Annotated in this window: 12 protein-coding genes and 1 pseudogene; 6 read left to right on the plus strand and 7 right to left on the minus strand. The window is 73.5% G+C overall.

The annotated features are described in order from the left end of the window. Nucleotides 1-200 precede the first annotated feature (200 nt). The gene (locus ACFYZL_RS26940; RefSeq protein ID WP_384749379.1) at nt 201-1391 is read left to right on the plus strand and encodes an MFS transporter; all 1191 of its coding nucleotides are present in this window, start codon (nt 201-203) and stop codon (nt 1389-1391) included. 122 nt (nt 1392-1513) lie between these two features. Next, nucleotides 1514-1849, plus strand: a complete 336-nt coding sequence (locus ACFYZL_RS26945) for a DUF3040 domain-containing protein (RefSeq protein WP_384749377.1) — start codon at nt 1514-1516, stop codon at nt 1847-1849. A gap of 6 nt (nt 1850-1855) precedes the next feature. Here the strand turns inward: ACFYZL_RS26945 and ACFYZL_RS26950 are convergent, their stop codons facing one another. The 5 genes and pseudogenes from ACFYZL_RS26950 to ACFYZL_RS26970 all read right to left on the minus strand — a co-directional run bounded on the left by ACFYZL_RS26950 (nt 1856) and on the right by ACFYZL_RS26970 (nt 7017). Then, nucleotides 1856-2158: a putative quinol monooxygenase gene (locus ACFYZL_RS26950; protein WP_388682480.1), complete on the minus strand. Its 303-nt coding sequence runs from the start codon at nt 2156-2158 to the stop codon at nt 1856-1858. A gap of 88 nt (nt 2159-2246) precedes the next feature. Further along, nucleotides 2247-3113 (minus strand): geranyl diphosphate 2-C-methyltransferase, encoded by an 867-nt coding sequence (locus ACFYZL_RS26955; protein WP_384749372.1) that lies wholly within the window; start codon nt 3111-3113, stop codon nt 2247-2249. A gap of 15 nt (nt 3114-3128) precedes the next feature. Beyond that, nucleotides 3129-4331, minus strand: a pseudogene (locus ACFYZL_RS26960) (family 2 encapsulin nanocompartment cargo protein terpene cyclase); the annotation flags it as partial. A 269-nt stretch (nt 4332-4600) separates the two neighbouring features. Beyond that, entirely contained in the window at nt 4601-6013 is a 1413-nt protein-coding gene (locus tag ACFYZL_RS26965; RefSeq protein WP_388682483.1) for a family 2B encapsulin nanocompartment shell protein, read from the minus strand. Between the two features lie 374 nt (nt 6014-6387). Then, the gene (locus ACFYZL_RS26970; RefSeq protein WP_388682486.1) at nt 6388-7017 is read right to left on the minus strand and encodes a nucleoside/nucleotide kinase family protein; all 630 of its coding nucleotides are present in this window, start codon (nt 7015-7017) and stop codon (nt 6388-6390) included. 65 nt (nt 7018-7082) lie between these two features. On the opposite strand from ACFYZL_RS26970, the gene ACFYZL_RS26975 reads away from it, so the two are divergent. Then, nucleotides 7083-11906: a hypothetical protein gene (locus tag ACFYZL_RS26975; protein WP_388682488.1), complete on the plus strand. Its 4824-nt coding sequence runs from the start codon at nt 7083-7085 to the stop codon at nt 11904-11906. A gap of 118 nt (nt 11907-12024) precedes the next feature. Further along, complete coding sequence (locus ACFYZL_RS26980; RefSeq protein ID WP_384749361.1) at nt 12025-12870, plus strand: VOC family protein; 846 nt, start codon at nt 12025-12027, stop codon at nt 12868-12870. A 6-nt stretch (nt 12871-12876) separates the two neighbouring features. Here ACFYZL_RS26980 and ACFYZL_RS26985 read toward each other — a convergent pair whose 3' ends face one another. Both ACFYZL_RS26985 and ACFYZL_RS26990 read right to left on the minus strand, forming a co-directional pair. Then, a complete protein-coding gene (locus ACFYZL_RS26985; RefSeq protein WP_388682492.1) occupies nt 12877-14160 on the minus strand; it encodes a cytochrome P450 in 1284 nt (427 codons plus the stop codon). Nucleotides 14161-14249: 89 nt separating this feature from the next. Continuing rightward, nucleotides 14250-14546, minus strand: coding sequence for an acylphosphatase (locus ACFYZL_RS26990; protein WP_384749347.1), 297 nt, complete (start codon nt 14544-14546; stop codon nt 14250-14252). 108 nt (nt 14547-14654) lie between these two features. Here ACFYZL_RS26990 and ACFYZL_RS26995 point away from each other — a divergent pair, with 108 nt between their 5' ends. After that, a complete protein-coding gene (locus tag ACFYZL_RS26995) occupies nt 14655-15587 on the plus strand; it encodes a nucleoside hydrolase (RefSeq protein ID WP_384749345.1) in 933 nt (310 codons plus the stop codon). Between the two features lie 7 nt (nt 15588-15594). After that, nucleotides 15595-15993 carry a hypothetical protein gene (locus ACFYZL_RS27000; protein WP_388682495.1) on the plus strand — a complete coding sequence of 133 codons (399 nt, stop codon included), beginning with the start codon at nt 15595-15597 and terminating at the stop codon, nt 15991-15993. Nucleotides 15994-16007: the final 14 nt, after the last annotated feature.

The raw sequence follows: 16007 nt of genomic DNA on the forward strand, positions 1-16007 counted from the left end.
GCCGCCCCGGCGCGGGGGCCGGCCCGGTGCGGGCTGGGCCCGGATCGCCGGGGCGGTGGGGCGGCGCCGTATCGCCGAACCCGCCGCCCGGCCGGAAGCGTCCGTCACCCCCGTCGGCGGATTCGGCGGACGGGAAGCCGGCGGCGCGCCGGAGTCTTTCCGTCCGGAACCGGGCGGTTCGCGGGGATACCGTCTGCGCCATGGAAGCTGATCGCCGAGGGTGGCGCCCGTGCGTGCTCATGGGGGCGGTGTTCGCCGTGTGCATGGCCGGCACCACGCTGCCGACCCCTCTGTACGGCCTCTACCAGGAGAAGTTCGGGTTCTCCGAGCTGACGGTGACCGTGGTGTACGCCGTGTACGCCTTCGGGGTCATCGGCGCACTGCTGCTGGCGGGCAACGCCTCGGACACCGTGGGCCGGCGTCCGGTGCTGCTGGCGGGCCTGGGCTTCGCGGCGGCGAGCGCGGTCTGCTTCCTCTGCGCCACCGGGCTCGGGTGGCTGTACACGGGCCGGCTGCTCTCGGGACTGTCCGCCGGCCTGTTCACCGGCGCCGCGACCGCGTACGTGATGGAGCTGGCCCCGGAACACGGCGGCTCCCGGGCCACGTTCGTGGCGACGGCCGCCAACATGGGCGGGCTGGGGTGCGGCCCGCTGCTCGCGGGGGTGCTCTCCCAGTACGCGCCGTGGCCGCTCTACCTGCCGTTCGTCGTGCACCTCGCACTGGTGGCCTGCTCCACGGCCGTCCTGCTGCTGCTCCCGGAGACGGTCCGGGACCGGCGGCCGTGGAGCGCCGTACGCCCGCAGCGGCCCGGCCTGCCCCCGCAGGTGCGGGTGGTGTTCGCGCCCGCCGCGATCGCCTCGTTCGCCGGATTCGCACTGTTCGGGGTGTTCACCTCGGTCAGCCCCGCGTTCCTCTCGGAGTCCCTGGACGTGCACAACCGCGCCGTGACCGGACTGGTCGTCGCGCTCGCCTTCTTCTCCTCCACCGCCGGGCAACTCGCCGTCGGCCCGGTGGGGGTGGGGCGGTCCCTGCCCCTGGGCTGCGTCGGACTCTTCACCGGGCTGGCGCTGTTGGCGGGCGCCCTGCGGTGGGACCTGCTCGCGCTGGTGGTGCTGAGCGCGGTGGTGGGTGGGGTCGGACAGGGCCTGGCGTTCCGCGGGGCCCTCGCCGCGGTGGCCGCGGCCTCGCCGGCGGACCGGCGCGCCGCCGTGATCTCCACCCTGTTCGTGGTGGCGTACGCGGGCATCTCCGTACCGGTGATCGGTGTGGGGCTGCTGGTCGGGCCGATCGGGCTGGAAGGCGCGGGCCTGGTGTTCATCGCCTGTATGGCGGCCCTGGTGACCACCGCCTTCGGCTACCTGCTGCGGCATCCGGTCAAGGTGGGCACGTGATGCCCGACGCCCCGATCGGCGCGTTTGCCCGGCCCTCGCGCCCGGGTTGCCGATGACACGTGTAAGCGGTTCACAATGGGGTACTCGCAGAGCAGGCAGGCACCGAGTCTCGGGAGGTGGCCATGGACGGCCCCGAGCTCTCCCGGCAGGAGCGGATGATCCTCGAAGACATGGAGGCCCGGCTTCGAACCGATCCGGTCCTCGACCGCAGACTCCGCACGCTGCGCCGCGGCATCAGGCCATGGACGGGTTCGCTGAGCGACGGGCTCGTGCTGTGCGCGTGCCTGCTCTCGATGGCCTCCGTGGCGGCGTTCCTCAGGGCCGCGACCTCTACCTCGCCGGCCGGGATCGTGACCTTCGCCGTCCTGTGGGTGCCCACCGCGGCCTGCCTGCTCGGACTGCTGTGCCGCTGGAGCCGCACCACCCTGGCGAAACGGACCGGCCGCAGGAAGGGCTAGCGGATCTCAGGCCAGCGGGGCCGCGGCCAACGCGATGACCTCGGCGGGGCCCGCGCGGAACGCCGGGCTCGCGGCGTCGGCTTCGATCATGTGCGGGGTGACGTCGTGCGCGGCCAGCGCCTCCTGCGAGGCCCAGCGCTCGATGAGCACGAAGCGCTCGGGCTCGCCGGCGACCTGGTGCATGTCGTACTGCAGGCATCCCTCTTCGGCCCGCACGAGTGGGGCGAGGCGCTCGAACGCGGCGATCTGTTCGGGGCCCCGACCCGGAAGGGTCGTGATGAGGATGACGAGTTTCACCGGCTGCGACATGATCCGCATCCTAGCCGGCGCCCTCCGCACATGATCAAGGGGGCCGGGTCCGTCCGCTGACGGGCCCGGCCCCCGACGGTGCCCGGGATCAGACCCGGTCGGCCGCGATCAGGACGTACTGGAAGGAGCCGTCCTTGTAGGAGTTGATGAAGGCCTCCTCGATGCCGGTGACCAGGGAGGACGTGGCCCGGAGCTCCCAGTAGGGCAGGGTTTCCGGGGTGAGGTCGATGACGGCCTGCGGTACGAGGCGGTTGTCGGCCATGGCCCGCAGGTACTCGCGGCGGGAGTGGATGTTGCACTCGAAGTGCGCGTTGATCTGGGAGACCCACTTCGAGGGCTGGCCGTAGCGCGGGTTCCAGCAGCCGGTGATGGTCACGTAGCGGCCGCCGACCGCGAGGACCCGGGAGTGCTCGGCGAAGAGGTCGTGGAGGTCGACGTACATGCTCGACTCGTTGTTCCACGAGCCCGCGGCCTGGCCGGTCTCGAAGGGCGTGTTCAGCATGTTGCAGACGCGGGCGCGGACGGAGTCCTCGATGCCGAGTTCACGGGCGCGGTTGTTGGCGAAGTCCGCCTGCTTCGCCGACAGGGTGACGCCCTCGACCTTGCATCCGAAGCGCTGGTGGGCCATGACCATCGAACCGCCGCGGCCGCAGCCGGCGTCCACGAGGGTGTCGTCACGGCCGATGGGGCCGAGGTGGTCCAAGAGCACTTCGGCCTGGGCCGACTCCAGCCGGTGCAGCTCGGCGATCAGCTTCTTCTCGTATTCGCTGTCCGCCGTGTCACCGAGGGCGGCGTGGTCGACGTCACCGATTCCGTAGTGGTGGTGGTAAAGGCCGTCCACGTCGCCCAGGCGCAGATTGACGGGTCGGGCCTCGTTGTTCCAATAACGGGCGATGTCCCCCTGGTAGGCCGTCGCCGGGGCGGGGATGAAGGCGGAGAGATCAGTGCTGGTCATGAAAAGGTCCCATCCTTACCAGAAGTCGGGCAGGCTGTATCGGTAGGTGTTCGTCTGGTGCCAGTAGTGGTTGCCGTCGACCCACACGGCCACTCCCCGCAGGAAGCGCAGCACGCTGGGGGCGGGGCAGGCGGCGGCCAGGGCGGCAGCTTCGGATTCGAAGTCGTGCATGAGGTCGTTGTGGACCTCGACCGCCTTCAGGTAGGCCTCCCGGTCGGAGAGGTCCTCACGCTCGGCGATCACCACCGGCAGGTTCAAGTGCTTGCCGGGAGAGGCGAGTTCCTTGGTGTAGGAGTACAGGTCGTTCACGATCGTCGTGGCGTTCCCGGCGAGCGCCAGGACCCGCTGCATGGCGGGCTGGGCGTGCAGGTCCGCCGGCAGTTCGTAGCCGCCGACGGTGTCCGTGATGGTGGGGCAGGGGCGGAAGTTGTTGAACTGGCGCATCGCCAGGTACTCCCACACCTCGGGCACGTGGTCCGTCTGGGCCCAGGCGGCCTCGGCGAGGTACCCCATGTGCAGTCGGGCCATGTCGTGCCGGTACCGGTCGGCCTGCGACGGGGTGGACTGCCGGACGAAGTACTCCATGGCCGAGCGGTAGGCGCGCCGCGGGGCGTCCGCGTGGAGCGACTCCTCCCACTGCGGGTGGTACTCCTTCGTCGTGTGCAGGTGGTCGAGGGCGGTGTGGGCCAGCAGGAGGCGTCCGCCGAGGCCGATGGGCGAGCCCCCGTGGTCCTCGCAGTAGCAGTCGTCGACCGCGTTCTCGGCGACCATCAGCCGGGTGGCGATCATCAGGTGCTCGATGCTCGGGGCGTCCGGGTGGCAGGCGACCATGTAGCGCCCGACCGAGAAGCCGTCGAACTGGTCCTCCCAGTCCTCGGGGTACAGCTCGACCTCGTCCAGCGCCCAGGCCTTGATCCTGCGGCTGACCTCCTCCACCCGGAGCGGGTCGGGCTCGGGCACCGGGTGGTGGTAGAGGCCCGGGATGGGCCGGCCGACCGCCGGCTCCGGCGGCTGGTGCGGCTCCGGTGCGTCGAGGGCTTGCGGCGCCGCCGACTCCGCGCGCCGGGCCAGGCTCAGCGCCGCCGTTCCGAGGCCACTGGGGCCGCGCAGGATGCGTTCCATGGCCGGGGTCGGCCCCCCGTCGGGGACGGGGGCGTCGCCGGGTACCGCCTCCGCGCCGGGGGCTCGGCCGAAGGGCAGGGTCGGCGGGGACGGCAGGGCTGCGGAGGCAGGGGCGTGGGCGCCTGCGGTCTCCGCCTCGCCCCGGCCGTGGGCCAGGGCCTCGGCCAGGACGTGGGCCCCGAAGCGGGCCGCGGCGGCGGGCAGGCTCGACTGCAGGGGGGAAGGCCCGGGATCGGGCATCCGTGGCTCCTCGGTGAAGTGAAAGGGCTGTCCCGGATCCCGGGCGTGCTCGGCGGCGGGCCCGGGAGGTCCCGGGCCGCCGTGGCCGTGTCGACGGCCGTCGGGACCGTCGGACCGTTTCGGAGTCAGTCGCGCCTGCGGGCGATCTGTACGTTCTCCAGCACGCCGAGCGCGTCGGGCACCAGGATCGCGGCGGAGTAGTAGGTGGTGACCAGGTACGAGATGATCGCCTGCTCGTTGATGCCCATGAACCGCACCGACAGACCCGGCTCGTACTCCTCCGGCAGACCGGTCTGGCGCAGACCGATGACGCCCTGGTTGTCCTCGCCGGTTCGCATGGCGATGATCGAGCTGGTGTTCTCCCTGCTGATCGGGATCTTGTTGCAGGGCAGGATCGGGACCCCGCGCCAGGCCGGTACCGACTGGCCGCCGACGTCGACGTGGTCCGGGTAGAGACCGCGGGCGTTGAGCTCGCGCCCGATCGCCGCGATCGTCTTGGGGTGGGCCAGGAAGAGCTTGGTGCCGCGGCGGCGGCAGAGCAGCTCGTCGAGGTCGTCGGGGGTGGGCGGGCCGGAGTGGGTCTGGATCCGCTGCTTGAAGTCGGCGTTGTGGAGCAGGCCGAACTCCCTGTTGTTGACGAGTTCGTGCTCCTGCCGCTCCCGCAGGGCCTCGATGGTCAGCCGGAGCTGCTCCTCGGTCTGGTTCATCGGGCCGTTGTAGAGGTCGGCGACCCTGGTGTGGACCCGCAGGACGGTCTGCGCGATGGAGAGCTCGTACTCGCGGGGCTTCAGCTCGTAGTCGACGAAGGCGCCGGGCAGTTCGGCCTCGCCCGTGTGGCCGGCCGACATGGCGATCTCGGCCTCGCCGTGCTTGTTCTGCCGCTGCTGGGGCAGCGAGCTGAACTGGTGGATGTGGCTCCGGAGGCTCGGCGCCGCGGACAGCACGGAGGCGAAGTCGGCGCGGGAGAGCGTGAGCAGGGTGCCGGGGGTCTCGGCGGTGGCCGTGTAGTCCCAGCCGGCGTCGCCGTCCAGCAGGGCGTTCTCACCGAACCGGTCGCCGTCGGCGAGGACGGCGACGGACACCTCGTCGCCGTACTTGCCGATGGTGGTCTGGCTGATCCGGCCGTGGGCGATCAGGTGGATGTGCTCGGCGGGGGCGCCGCGTTGGACGAGCACCTCACCGGCCCGGAACTCGCGCTGGACGCACCGGCCGGCGAGCTCGGTCAGCACGTCCACGTCGTCGAAGCCGCGCAGCAGGGCGAGTTCGCCGAGTTCCCGGGGGATCACGCGGACGTTCGCGCCGTCCTGGACGAAGTCGATGCGCCCATCGCCGACGGTGTAGCTGAGCCGGCGGTTGACCCGGTAGGCGCCGCCCTTGGTTTCCACCCACGGGAGCATCTTCAGCAGCCAGCGGGAGGTGATCTCCTGCATCTGCGGGGCGGACTTGGTCGTGGTGGCAAGGTTGCGGGCGGCAGCCGTGCTCAGGCTGGACTGCGGGGGTTGGTCCAGCTGCGCTTCCGGGCTGGCGTCAACGGTCATCGGACGAGCTCTCCTTCTCAAGGGCGGCGATCGGCACATGGCACATCACCGGTTAAAGAGGAAAAATGGGGGTGAATATCTGGGAATCCGTCCAGATCCGCTGGGAACATTAGCGGGAGGCACGGCCGGATGACCTTGAAGAGCCGTCTGCATTACCTCAAAGCGGTGATCTTGTCCGGCGCGAGGTTTGGTACGTGTTTCAAACGTTTTCGGACAGGCTTTGAGGGACCGCCCGAGCCCGTCCCGGCGGGCGGGCACGCGGATGCCGGTGCCGACCAGTGGGTTCGGGCGATCGCGCCGGTGACCGTCCCGGCCCGCCGGGAGCCGGATCCCGCCAAGTGGGTTTCGGTGAAGGGGTGGTGAAGGTCGGTGGATCAGCCGTGGTCGACGACGAGGTCGGCGCGGTGGCGGCCCCGGGCGACGAGCCGGGCGTTCGGCTCGTCCGAGCGGGCCACCCAGGCGCGCGCGTACTCCGGGTCCTTGCCGTGGCGCACGTGCCGGTCGACCAGGCGCCGGACGCGCAGGTCCTCCTGCGGTTCGAGGTACCAGGCCTCGTCGAGCAGCGGCCGGACCTCGGCCCACTCCCCCGCGTCGTGCAGCAGGTAGTTGCCCTCGGTGATCACCAGCGGTACGTCCGGACCGACGGGGACGCTGCCCGCGATCGGCTCCTCGATGGAGCGGTCGAAGGCGGGCGCGTAGACCGTGGCCCCGTCCGATCCGCGCAGCCGGCGCAGCAGGGCCACGTATCCGGCGGCATCGAAGGTGTCCGGTGCGCCCTTGCGGTCCGCCCGTCCGAGCCGGGCCAGTTCGGCCTGGGCGAGGTGGAACCCGTCCATCGGGACCACCACGGCCGTGTCCGGTCCGAGTGCCTCGGCGAGCCGGGCGGCCAGCGTCGACTTCCCGGCGCCCGGCGGCCCGGCGATGCCGAGGACGCACCGGCTGCCCCGGCCACCCCTGGCGGCCAGGGCGGCCGCCCGGGCCACCAGTTCGCTCGTCGTCCCCACCCGCACATCCTGCCGCACCCGGACCGGGCGGGGCACTGTCGGAGGGGCGTGCGACGATCCACAGCATGATCGCTCCACTCGCCGCCCTGTTGCCCACCGCCGGTCCGCACACCTCGACGACGTACGCCGATTGGGTCGCCGCGCACGATCCGGGCGCCGAGCGGGTCGCACGCGAGCTGGTCGACGACATGCACGCCGAACTGGGGCGGCTGTGGACCAAGCCCGGCGGGTTCGTGGACGCGATGGCCGTGCGGGCCAGGCGGCTTCCGCCGGCCCATCTGCCGTGGTTCTGGGACACCGTGGGCCACCGGCTGATCGGTTACGGGAGCCGGCCGGGCGGGCGCGCCTACGCGGCGGCCCGGGCGGCGGAGGCCGAACACGGGCTTCCCGTGGATCCCGGCTACCGGCAGGCCAACGGGCTGCTGTTCGCCAAGGGCGGGGCGATGCCGGCCAAGGAGTTCGGGGCCCATCAGCGGTTCCTCGGCGAGACGTTGGAACCGGCCGCGGCGCACACGGCGCTGGACGCGTTCCTGACCGCGTGGGCGGGCTCGTCCGCGGATCTGCCGGCGGACCTGGTGCGCCGGGTGCGGGCCTCCGCCAAGGCGGCCGGGCACGGGGACGAGGAAGTCGCCCGGCTGGTGGGCACGATCCTGTCGGTCACCCGGAAGAAGTCGGTGCCGGACGCGCTGTTGATCGCGGCGGGACCGGTCCTGACGGCCCATCCGCCCGCGGAGGCGGTGGCGGCCGGGCTGGTGGAGGTCTTCCCGGACGGGGCGGTCGACGGCGGGGCGTGGCTGCGCATGCTCATCGGCTGCGGCGCGACGCGGGCCATGGAGTCGGGCCGGGTGGTGCCGGAGGGCGGGCTGCACCAGTGGGTCGGGGAGTTCGTGCGGATGTACCAGTACGCGGTCCAGCCCGGCGGTGGGGTCGCGCGCCGGCCGCTGCCGGAGGAATTCCTCGACCTCATCGGCCGGTTGGGACCCCGGCTGAAGGCGGCGGGCGCCCCGGTGACGGTGCACGTCACACGCCACCACTGGCAGGGCTTCGACGCGGACGTCCTGGACGCCTGTCTGGCGGCCGGGGTCCCGGTCGTCGACCCGGGCCCCGAGGTCGGCATGCGTTTCTGGGAGGAACGCTCCCGGCGGGACCTGGCCGCGCTGGCCGCCGACCCGGTGTTCGGCCCCCGGCTGGAAGGAACCGTGCACGCGGGTCTGCTCCCGAACCGGCCCGCCGCCTTCGGGCGACGGGCCGGTTCGGCGGTGACGCTGCTGCCGGGCAACGAGGGCGTCGCGAACGAGGTGGCCGGGCGGGTCGGCAGGCTCGTCGACACCGTCGCGGGTGGCGGCATGGCCGGGGCCGAGGAGGCCGTGGCCGAACTGGAGACCCTGCTGGACCGGCCGACGGTGTCGGCGCTCGGCGGGATCACCGACGCCCTCGCCGAAGCCTGCGCGGCGGGCGCGCTGCGGCGCTCGCTCGCGGCGGGTCTGCCGGAGGAACTGGCTTGGCCCGCAATGGAGTCGGTGTACGCGGAGTTCGCGGCGGACGCGGACTCGGACTCGGACGCAGGTGCCGGCACCGACGGCACCGGCACCGACGTCGACACCGGGCTCGGGAAGGCGGACCGGGGTCTTCCGGGCGTGGCCGGGGTGACCTCCACCTGGCCCGTGCTGACGGTGTTCGGGCGGGACCGGGCGGTCGCCGTCGCCCCCGACGGGGTCCGCGGCTCCTGCCGGTTCACGGTGCCCGAGGGGGCGACCATGTACGCCGTCCACTACGTCGGTGGCTCCTTCCTGGTGAGTTGGAGCCTCGGGGCGAGCCCCTGGTCCTGCGACACCGCCGTCTGGGCCGACCGTCCGGACGAGCCCTTCACCCCGGACGAGCAGAGCGGTCTGGTGCCGTTCGGCGGCAGCCTGGACGGGGCGTACGGCTTCCAGTTCGAGTCCGCCGACGGTGGCGGTCGGCACGACGGCGGGCGGGTGTTGAGGCCGGGCGGCACCCAGGGCATCGACGGTCGAGAGCTGCAGCTCGGCGACGGCGCGCGGATCTGGACCGGCCAGGTCTTCGGCGGGCCGTGGGAGCAGGTGGACCGGGTCACCGGCGAGCGGCGGGGCCCGACGCCGCTGCCGGACTTCCCCGGCCGCGCCGCGAACGCCGATCCGGCCGCGGAACCGTCCGAGGCCGGCATGGCCCTGGCCAGGGACGCCCTGCAACTGGCTCCGCTGCCCGCCGGGCTGGACGGCTCCCCGCTGGGCAGCCGGGACGGCCTGGTCGGGACCCGGGTGCTGTTCCGCACCGGGCACCGCGACCCGGCACCCAACCACTACCTGGTGGAGAGCGTCGACGGGCGCACCGCCCGCTTCGACATCGACCGGCCGGGACAGGAGCCCTGGGGGCTGTGGTCCCCGCCGGAGGGCGCCGTGGAGGACGTGGTCCTCGCCGAGGCGCAGACCCGTACCGGCGTGCGCGCCTACACCGCCGACGGCGTCCTGCTGTGGGAACTGGACGGTCACCACTCGCCCCGCCACCCGCGGGTGAGGCCGGTCCGACGGGTCACCGCCTCGGGCGGCGTGGCCCTGCCGCCGGCCTTCTGGTACCTGCTGCGGACGCGGGACACGGCCGGATCGCGGGCGCTGCGGACCGTGCGGCGGGAGACCGCGGACGTCTTGCTGACGGCCGCCCTCGACGACGCGGCGGCCTCCGGCGGCACGGCGGCCCTTCGCGCCACCGTGGCACGGGAGTTGCCGCAGGTCACCGACCCGGTCCTGGTCGAGGCCGTGGTGGCGGTGGCCGAGCGGGCCGCTCGGGTGGAGGAGCGTCGGCGGGCCCTGCACCGGCGCGTCGAGCTGCTGTCCGAGGCCCCGCCCGCCCTGCCGCGCCGGTCGGCTCCGGACACCGAGCTGATCCCCGCGCTGTTCGGGCTGCTCCCGGACGGGGAGCGCGATCCGTGGCGGCGGGCCCTTGAGGTGCCCCTGCCCGCGACGCTGGTCGCGCTGGCCGTCGACGGCGCGGCTCTGGCGGGTGCCGTGCCGGAGGAGGTGCGGCGGCTCTCGCCGCCCGCGCCGCCGCAGGACTGGTCGCAGCTGCTCGGCTCGATCGACGCCGCGGCCTGGCGGGCGGCCGTGGCACCGACCCCGGATGCCGAACGGGCGGCGCTGCTGGCGCTCCTGACCACCTGGGCCGACCAGCCGTTCGCCCGTGCGGGCAGCGCCTGGTGGGTGGGGCTCACCGACGACTCCGCGGTCCTGGACGCGCTGCGGGCCGGCGGGACCGCCGTGGCGTCCGCCGCGGTACGGGAGGGGGGTTCGCGGGAGTGGTTCGTGGCCCCCGCCGCCGAGGACCGCGACGGCGATCCGGTGCCGGCCGCTGCCCTGCAGGCCCGGCTGGTGCGCGTGGAACGGGACGACAGCGCCCGGCTCCTGGCCCTGGTCGCGGCGGTCGAGGAGCACGGGCCGGTGCCGGTGCCGGAGTCCGCGGCCGAGCGCTTCGCCGAACTGACCGGCGTACGAAGGGCCGTGGCGCGGCTCGTGGTGGCCGGTCTGATCGGGCGGCCCGGTCGGGACGAGGCCCGCTCCCTGGCGTGCAAGGCCCCGTACAAGGCGACCCCGATGACGGCGGAGTCGTACGAGAAGCTGCGCGCCCGACTCGGAGCCGCCGGCCGGCGCGCCCTGCTGGCCGCGGCCCTGCCCGAGGACCCGACGGAGCTGTGGCGGCCGGGCGGTGTCACGGCGGCCGCGGAACGCATGGCCGGGGTGTGGCGGGACCTGCTGGGGACTCTCCCGGGCGTGCACGACGAGGCGGCCGACGCCCTGGAGACCGCTCTGGGCCTGTCGGAGGTGTGGGCGCGGCGGCTGGCGGGCGGCTACGACGCGGCCGAGGACGCGACGGTGCCGGCGGTGGGCTGGGAGCTGGCGGCGACCTGGTACGGCACCGGGGTGGAGGTCAGGGCCGTACCCCCGGCCGGACCCGTGCCGCGGTACGGCACTCCGGTGGGGGTACAGCTCGGGCGGATCGCGAGTGCGCTCGTGTGGGCGTGGACGGACCGGCCCGTCGGAGATCCCGCGGTGGCCGGCGCGCCGGCGCTGTACGAGCGGCTCCGGGCCGAGCTGGCGCGTCCGGAACTGCTCCTGGACCTGCCCGGCGGGCTGGTCGCCGACTCCTCCACACCGATCTCCGAACAGTTCGGGCCCGAGCGCCTGCCCGTGGCCATGGACCGCCGCAAGGAGGACGATCCGACTCCGATGACGGCGTACGACTCCGGCCCGCTGGTGGTGTGCGCGCCGGGAGGTGTCGCCGTCCTGCGGCCCTCGGCGGTCGCCGGGCCCGAGGAGTGGCGGCGGCTGCGCGGGATCACCGGCCTCGCGCGGGCCCTGGACCGGGTGGCGCCGCTGCTGCCCGGCGGCGCACTGGAGCGGATGATGCTCCGGGCCGCTTCGGGGGCGGTGCCGGCCGGCGCGTACGAGGCGGATCCGCGGCAGTCCTGCCCGGAGCTGGTCGCCCGGGTGGCGGCAGGTCTCGGCACGGGGACGGACGCGGCGGCGCTGTACCTCCAGCTGGCGACCCTGGCGGCACCGACCGACCGGAACGTACGCCGCTGGAACGGCTGGTCGGCCAAGCGGCACGCCGAGGTCCGGGCGGAGCTGCTGGCCACCGGCGCGGTGCTGGAGGCCAAGCGGGCACGGGCGGGCCGGAGCCTGTTCCTGCCCGGCGAGTGGACCGAGCTGAAGGCGCCGCACCTGCCGTTGGAGACGGTGAAGCTGGAGAGCCACCTGGTGGGCCGGACGTCGCGGGACCCGATCGAGGCCCCGTTCGACCGCGTGCTGCCGACCGCGCCGCTGCACGAGATGTTCGCGGAGGCCTGGGCCCGGAGGACCGGCGGCTGCGGGGGGTGACGTCCCCCGGGCACGCCCCGGACAATCCACTCGTAACCCACCGAACCGCATGTACGGTCACAATACGACCAAGAGCAATTCCGGAAGCGCGGTACGAGCGGGACGAGAGGAGGCTGCCATGGTGCTGGTGGCAGCGGATGTGCCGGGTGCGCCGTGCTGGCTGAGCCTGATGGCACGCGACCTTCAGGCTGCGGAGCGCTTCTACGGCGCCGTCCTGGGCTGGACCTTCCGCCGAGGTGTCTTCGGGCGGGCGTCCTCGGTGGCAGAGCGGGACGGTGTGGCCGTGGCGGGCATCGGGGCGATGGCCGGGGAGCTGGCCGCGCCCGTGGCCTGGACGGTGTACTTCGCGGTCAACGACGCCGACGCGGCCGTGGCCGGGATCCGCGAACGCGGGGGCACGGTCGGGGTGGGGCCCGTGTCCTATCCGCCGCGCGGCAGGGCGGCCCTCGCCACCGACCCCGAGGGCGCGGCCTTCGGGGTCTGGGAGGGCGAGGCGCTGTCCGAGTGGCGCGTGGGTGAGGGCGGGGCACCCGCATGGGTGGAGCTGCACACCCGCAACGCGTTCGACGCGGCCGTCTTCTACGGCGAGATCCTGGAGTGGGTCGCGCACGAGGAAGGGGACGAGGGCGACGAGGAGAACGAGCACGCCGACTGCTGCGAGGTCTCGTACGAGGAGGACCAAGTGGTCCTGCGGCGCTCGGGCCAGGTGGTCACCCGTCTGAACAGCGGCCCGGTCGAGGCGTCCGCCGACAAGCCGCTGCTGCGGCCCCGCTGGCTGGTCCACTTCAAGGTCCCGGACCTGAAGGAGGCGCAGCGGGCGGTCGTCGAGAACGGCGGCACCATCGTCCCGGACGCCGCCGGGTGGGCCGGGGGTGAGCGCGTGACGGTGTGCGATCCGGACGGCGGCCTCTTCACGCTCGACGAGTCGCCCGCCGCCGCGGGCTCCCGCTCCACATCGGGCTGACCTCGGTCAGCGGCGACCGCCGCCGACCATCTGCCGCCCCCGGTGACGGTCCGACCGGGATTCCACGCCCATGACGAATCCGCTGCGGGGCCGGGTGGGGATCCGGCTCAGCGGAATGGACAGGTCCTGCTGCGGTACGGCGAGGTCCAGGCGGGCCAGCGCCGGCGCGAGCGTGCCGAGCAGGGCGAGGGTGATGTCCTCACCGGGGCACCGATGGCCGGTCCGGGCGTCACCACCGCCCTGTGGGACGAGTTCGCCGCGGCGGGGTTCGTGGCCCAGGAACCGCGCGGGGTCGAAGTGGTACGGCCGTTCCCACAGCTCGGGGTCGTGGTGCTGTCCGTACACGTCGAGGAGGACGAGGGTGCCGGCCGGGATCTGCTCACCGGCGTAGGAGAGGTCCTCGGCGGCCACACCGCCGATGAAGGGCACGAAGGGGTAGAAGCGGCGTACCTCCTGCGCGAAGGCGAGCGCGTAGCCGGGGCCGTCCGTGCGCAGGTGGTCACGGCGGCCGGGGTGGCGGTGGAGCGCGTGTGCGGCGAAGGTGACGTACCAGGTCACGGCGACGGTCGGGCGGATGATGTTGAGGAGCTCCACGGCCGCCGTGCGGGGATCGAGCAGGGTGCCGTCCGACTCCCGGTGCAGGGCGACGGTCTCCGCCACCGTCTCCGGGTGGCGGTTCTCCTTCTCCGCGCGCATGCGGTCGACGGCGGCCATCAGCCCCTGTTCCTGGCGCTGCCGGGCGCGGCGGGCCCGGGCGTGGCGGGGGCCCGCTGTGGCGAAGCCGTCCACCATGGCCACGCAGTCCTCGGCGATCTCTCGGGCCGCGTCGTCCGGGACCGGCAGGCCCGCCCAGTCGCACGTCGCCCCCGCGAGCAGGGCGGCCACCTCGTCGAAGAGCACCACGCTGCGGTCCTCCCAGCCCGCGAGGGCCTCGTGCCAGCCGCGCTCGACCCGGGCGGTGAGGCCGGCGATTCCCTCCGGTGCCATGAGCAGCGAGACCAGCATCTCCTTGCGCTCCCGATGCCGGGCTCCGTCCAGGGTGTGCACCGCTCCCCTGCCGAAGAGGGTGTCCACCACTTGCGCGGGCAGGGCGTCGTGCCGCCGGATCCGGCTCTTGTCGTAGAAGAGGTCGACGGCATCGGGGCCGTGCAGGAGCACTGCGTGCCGCCCCATCAGCCGGGTGTGCACCAGCGGCGCCCCGCCGTGGGCCCGGCGCAGGTCCGGCGCCCACGCGTAGCCGTGGGCGAGCAGGGAGAGCGTGCTGTCGATGAGGTGGCCGTGACCGGACATACCCCGCGCCTACCCGGTCGGCGGCCATGCATTCCCCCTGTCGGTCCGCGCGCCGCCGAGGGGGAGGAGGGGGGACGTCTACGGCCGGGTCAGGCCGTGCCGGTACGTGGTGTGGGGCGTACCTCGAAGCCCGTGGGTCCGGGAGGGGTCGGCGGGGCCTCGTGGACCTCGACCGCGCGGACCACCGCCGCCGGCGGCCCCGTGCGTGCCCATTGCACCATGGCCGCGACCGTCGCCTCGTCCCCCTCGAACAGCGCCTCCACGTCCCCGTCGGGCAGGTTCCGCACCCACCCGGACACCCCGTGGGCCAGCGCCTGGCTGCGACAGGTGTCCCGGAAGAACACTCCCTGCACGGTCCCCGACACGATCACGCGTTTGCGTACCATCTTCCGACCATACGACCGGATCGAGCCGTTCTCCGGGCGCCTGCGGTTCACCGGACCGGCGCGGCGGCAGACTGGAGGGGCCACGAGCCGAACGGATGGAGCAGCAGCGTGCCCGTTCCGATCATCATCGACTGCGATCCCGGACACGACGACGCCCTCGCGATCATGCTGGCGGCCGGCGACCCGGGGGTCGACCTGCTGGCCGTCACCACGGTCGCGGGCAATCAGACGCTGGAGAAGACCACCCTCAACGCGCGGCGCGTCTTCACGGTCGCCGGGATCACCGGGGTCCCCATCGCCGCCGGCTGCGACCGTCCGCTCGTCCAGCCCCTCGGCGTCGCCGCCGACGTGCACGGGGCGTCCGGCCTGGACGGGCCGAGGTTCCCGGAACCCACCGTGGACGTCGTCCCGGAGCACGCCGTGGAGCTCATCCACCGGACGTTGAACGGACATCCCGAGCCCGTCACCCTCGTCCCCACCGCCCCGCTGACCAATATCGCGCTCCTGCTCACCCGCTATCCGCAGGACGCCGCCCTCATCCGCGAGATCGTCCTGATGGGCGGCTCGACGGAGCGCGGCAACCGCACGCCCGCGGCCGAGTTCAACGTCCTCACGGATCCGGAGGCCGCGGACATCGTCTTCCGCAGCGGCGTGCCCGTCACGATGTGCGGTCTGAACGTGACGCACCAGGCGCTGGCCACGCCCGAGGTGGTGGCCCGCTTCGAAGGGCTCGGCACTCCCCTCGGGCACGTCTGCGCCGAGCTGCTGACCTTCTTCGGGTCCACGTACCGCACGCTGTGGGGGTTCCCGCACCCGCCGCTGCACGACCCGGTCGCGGTGGCCCGCGTCATCGATCCCGCCCTCGTGGACGTCGTGGACGCCAATGTGGTCGTGGAGTTGCACGGCCGGTACACGCGTGGTGCCACCGTGGTGGACCCCCACCGTTACGTGGACCGTCCCGTCAACGCCCGCGTCGCCGTGCGCCTGGACGTCGACGGCTTCTGGGACCGGATGGTCGCCGCCGTCGCGGCCCTCGGATAATGGGGCGATGACACTCAAGGAAGGCCAGCGGGTGGAGCTGGCGGCGGAGGTCGTGCTGACCGGATCGGTCACGGCGGCCGGGGACGACCCGACGCGGACGGGTCCCGTCGCCGGCTCCCTGTCCCTCGCCGCGGGCACCGGCGGAACCGTCGAGCGGGTCTACGGCGACCGGCCGGAGCAGCAGGGCCCCGAGGTCCGCGAGTACGTGCGCCTCAAGTCGCTCATGGACGACTTCGGCCACCAGATGCCCCCGGCGAGCAAGCGGCAACTCGAGGAGAACCTGGCCTCGTTGGAGGCCGAGTGGACCGCACACCAGGCGCGGGGACTCGGTGTGACGGTACGGGTGCGGCTCGACAACGGCTTCGTCCTGGACGAGGCACGGCAGGACCTCTTCGCCCGTGCGTGACGACGAACCGGTCT

This window comes from Streptomyces sp. NPDC001717, from assembly GCF_042892775.1.
In the GTDB taxonomy this organism is placed as follows: Bacteria; Actinomycetota; Actinomycetes; order Streptomycetales; family Streptomycetaceae; genus Streptomyces.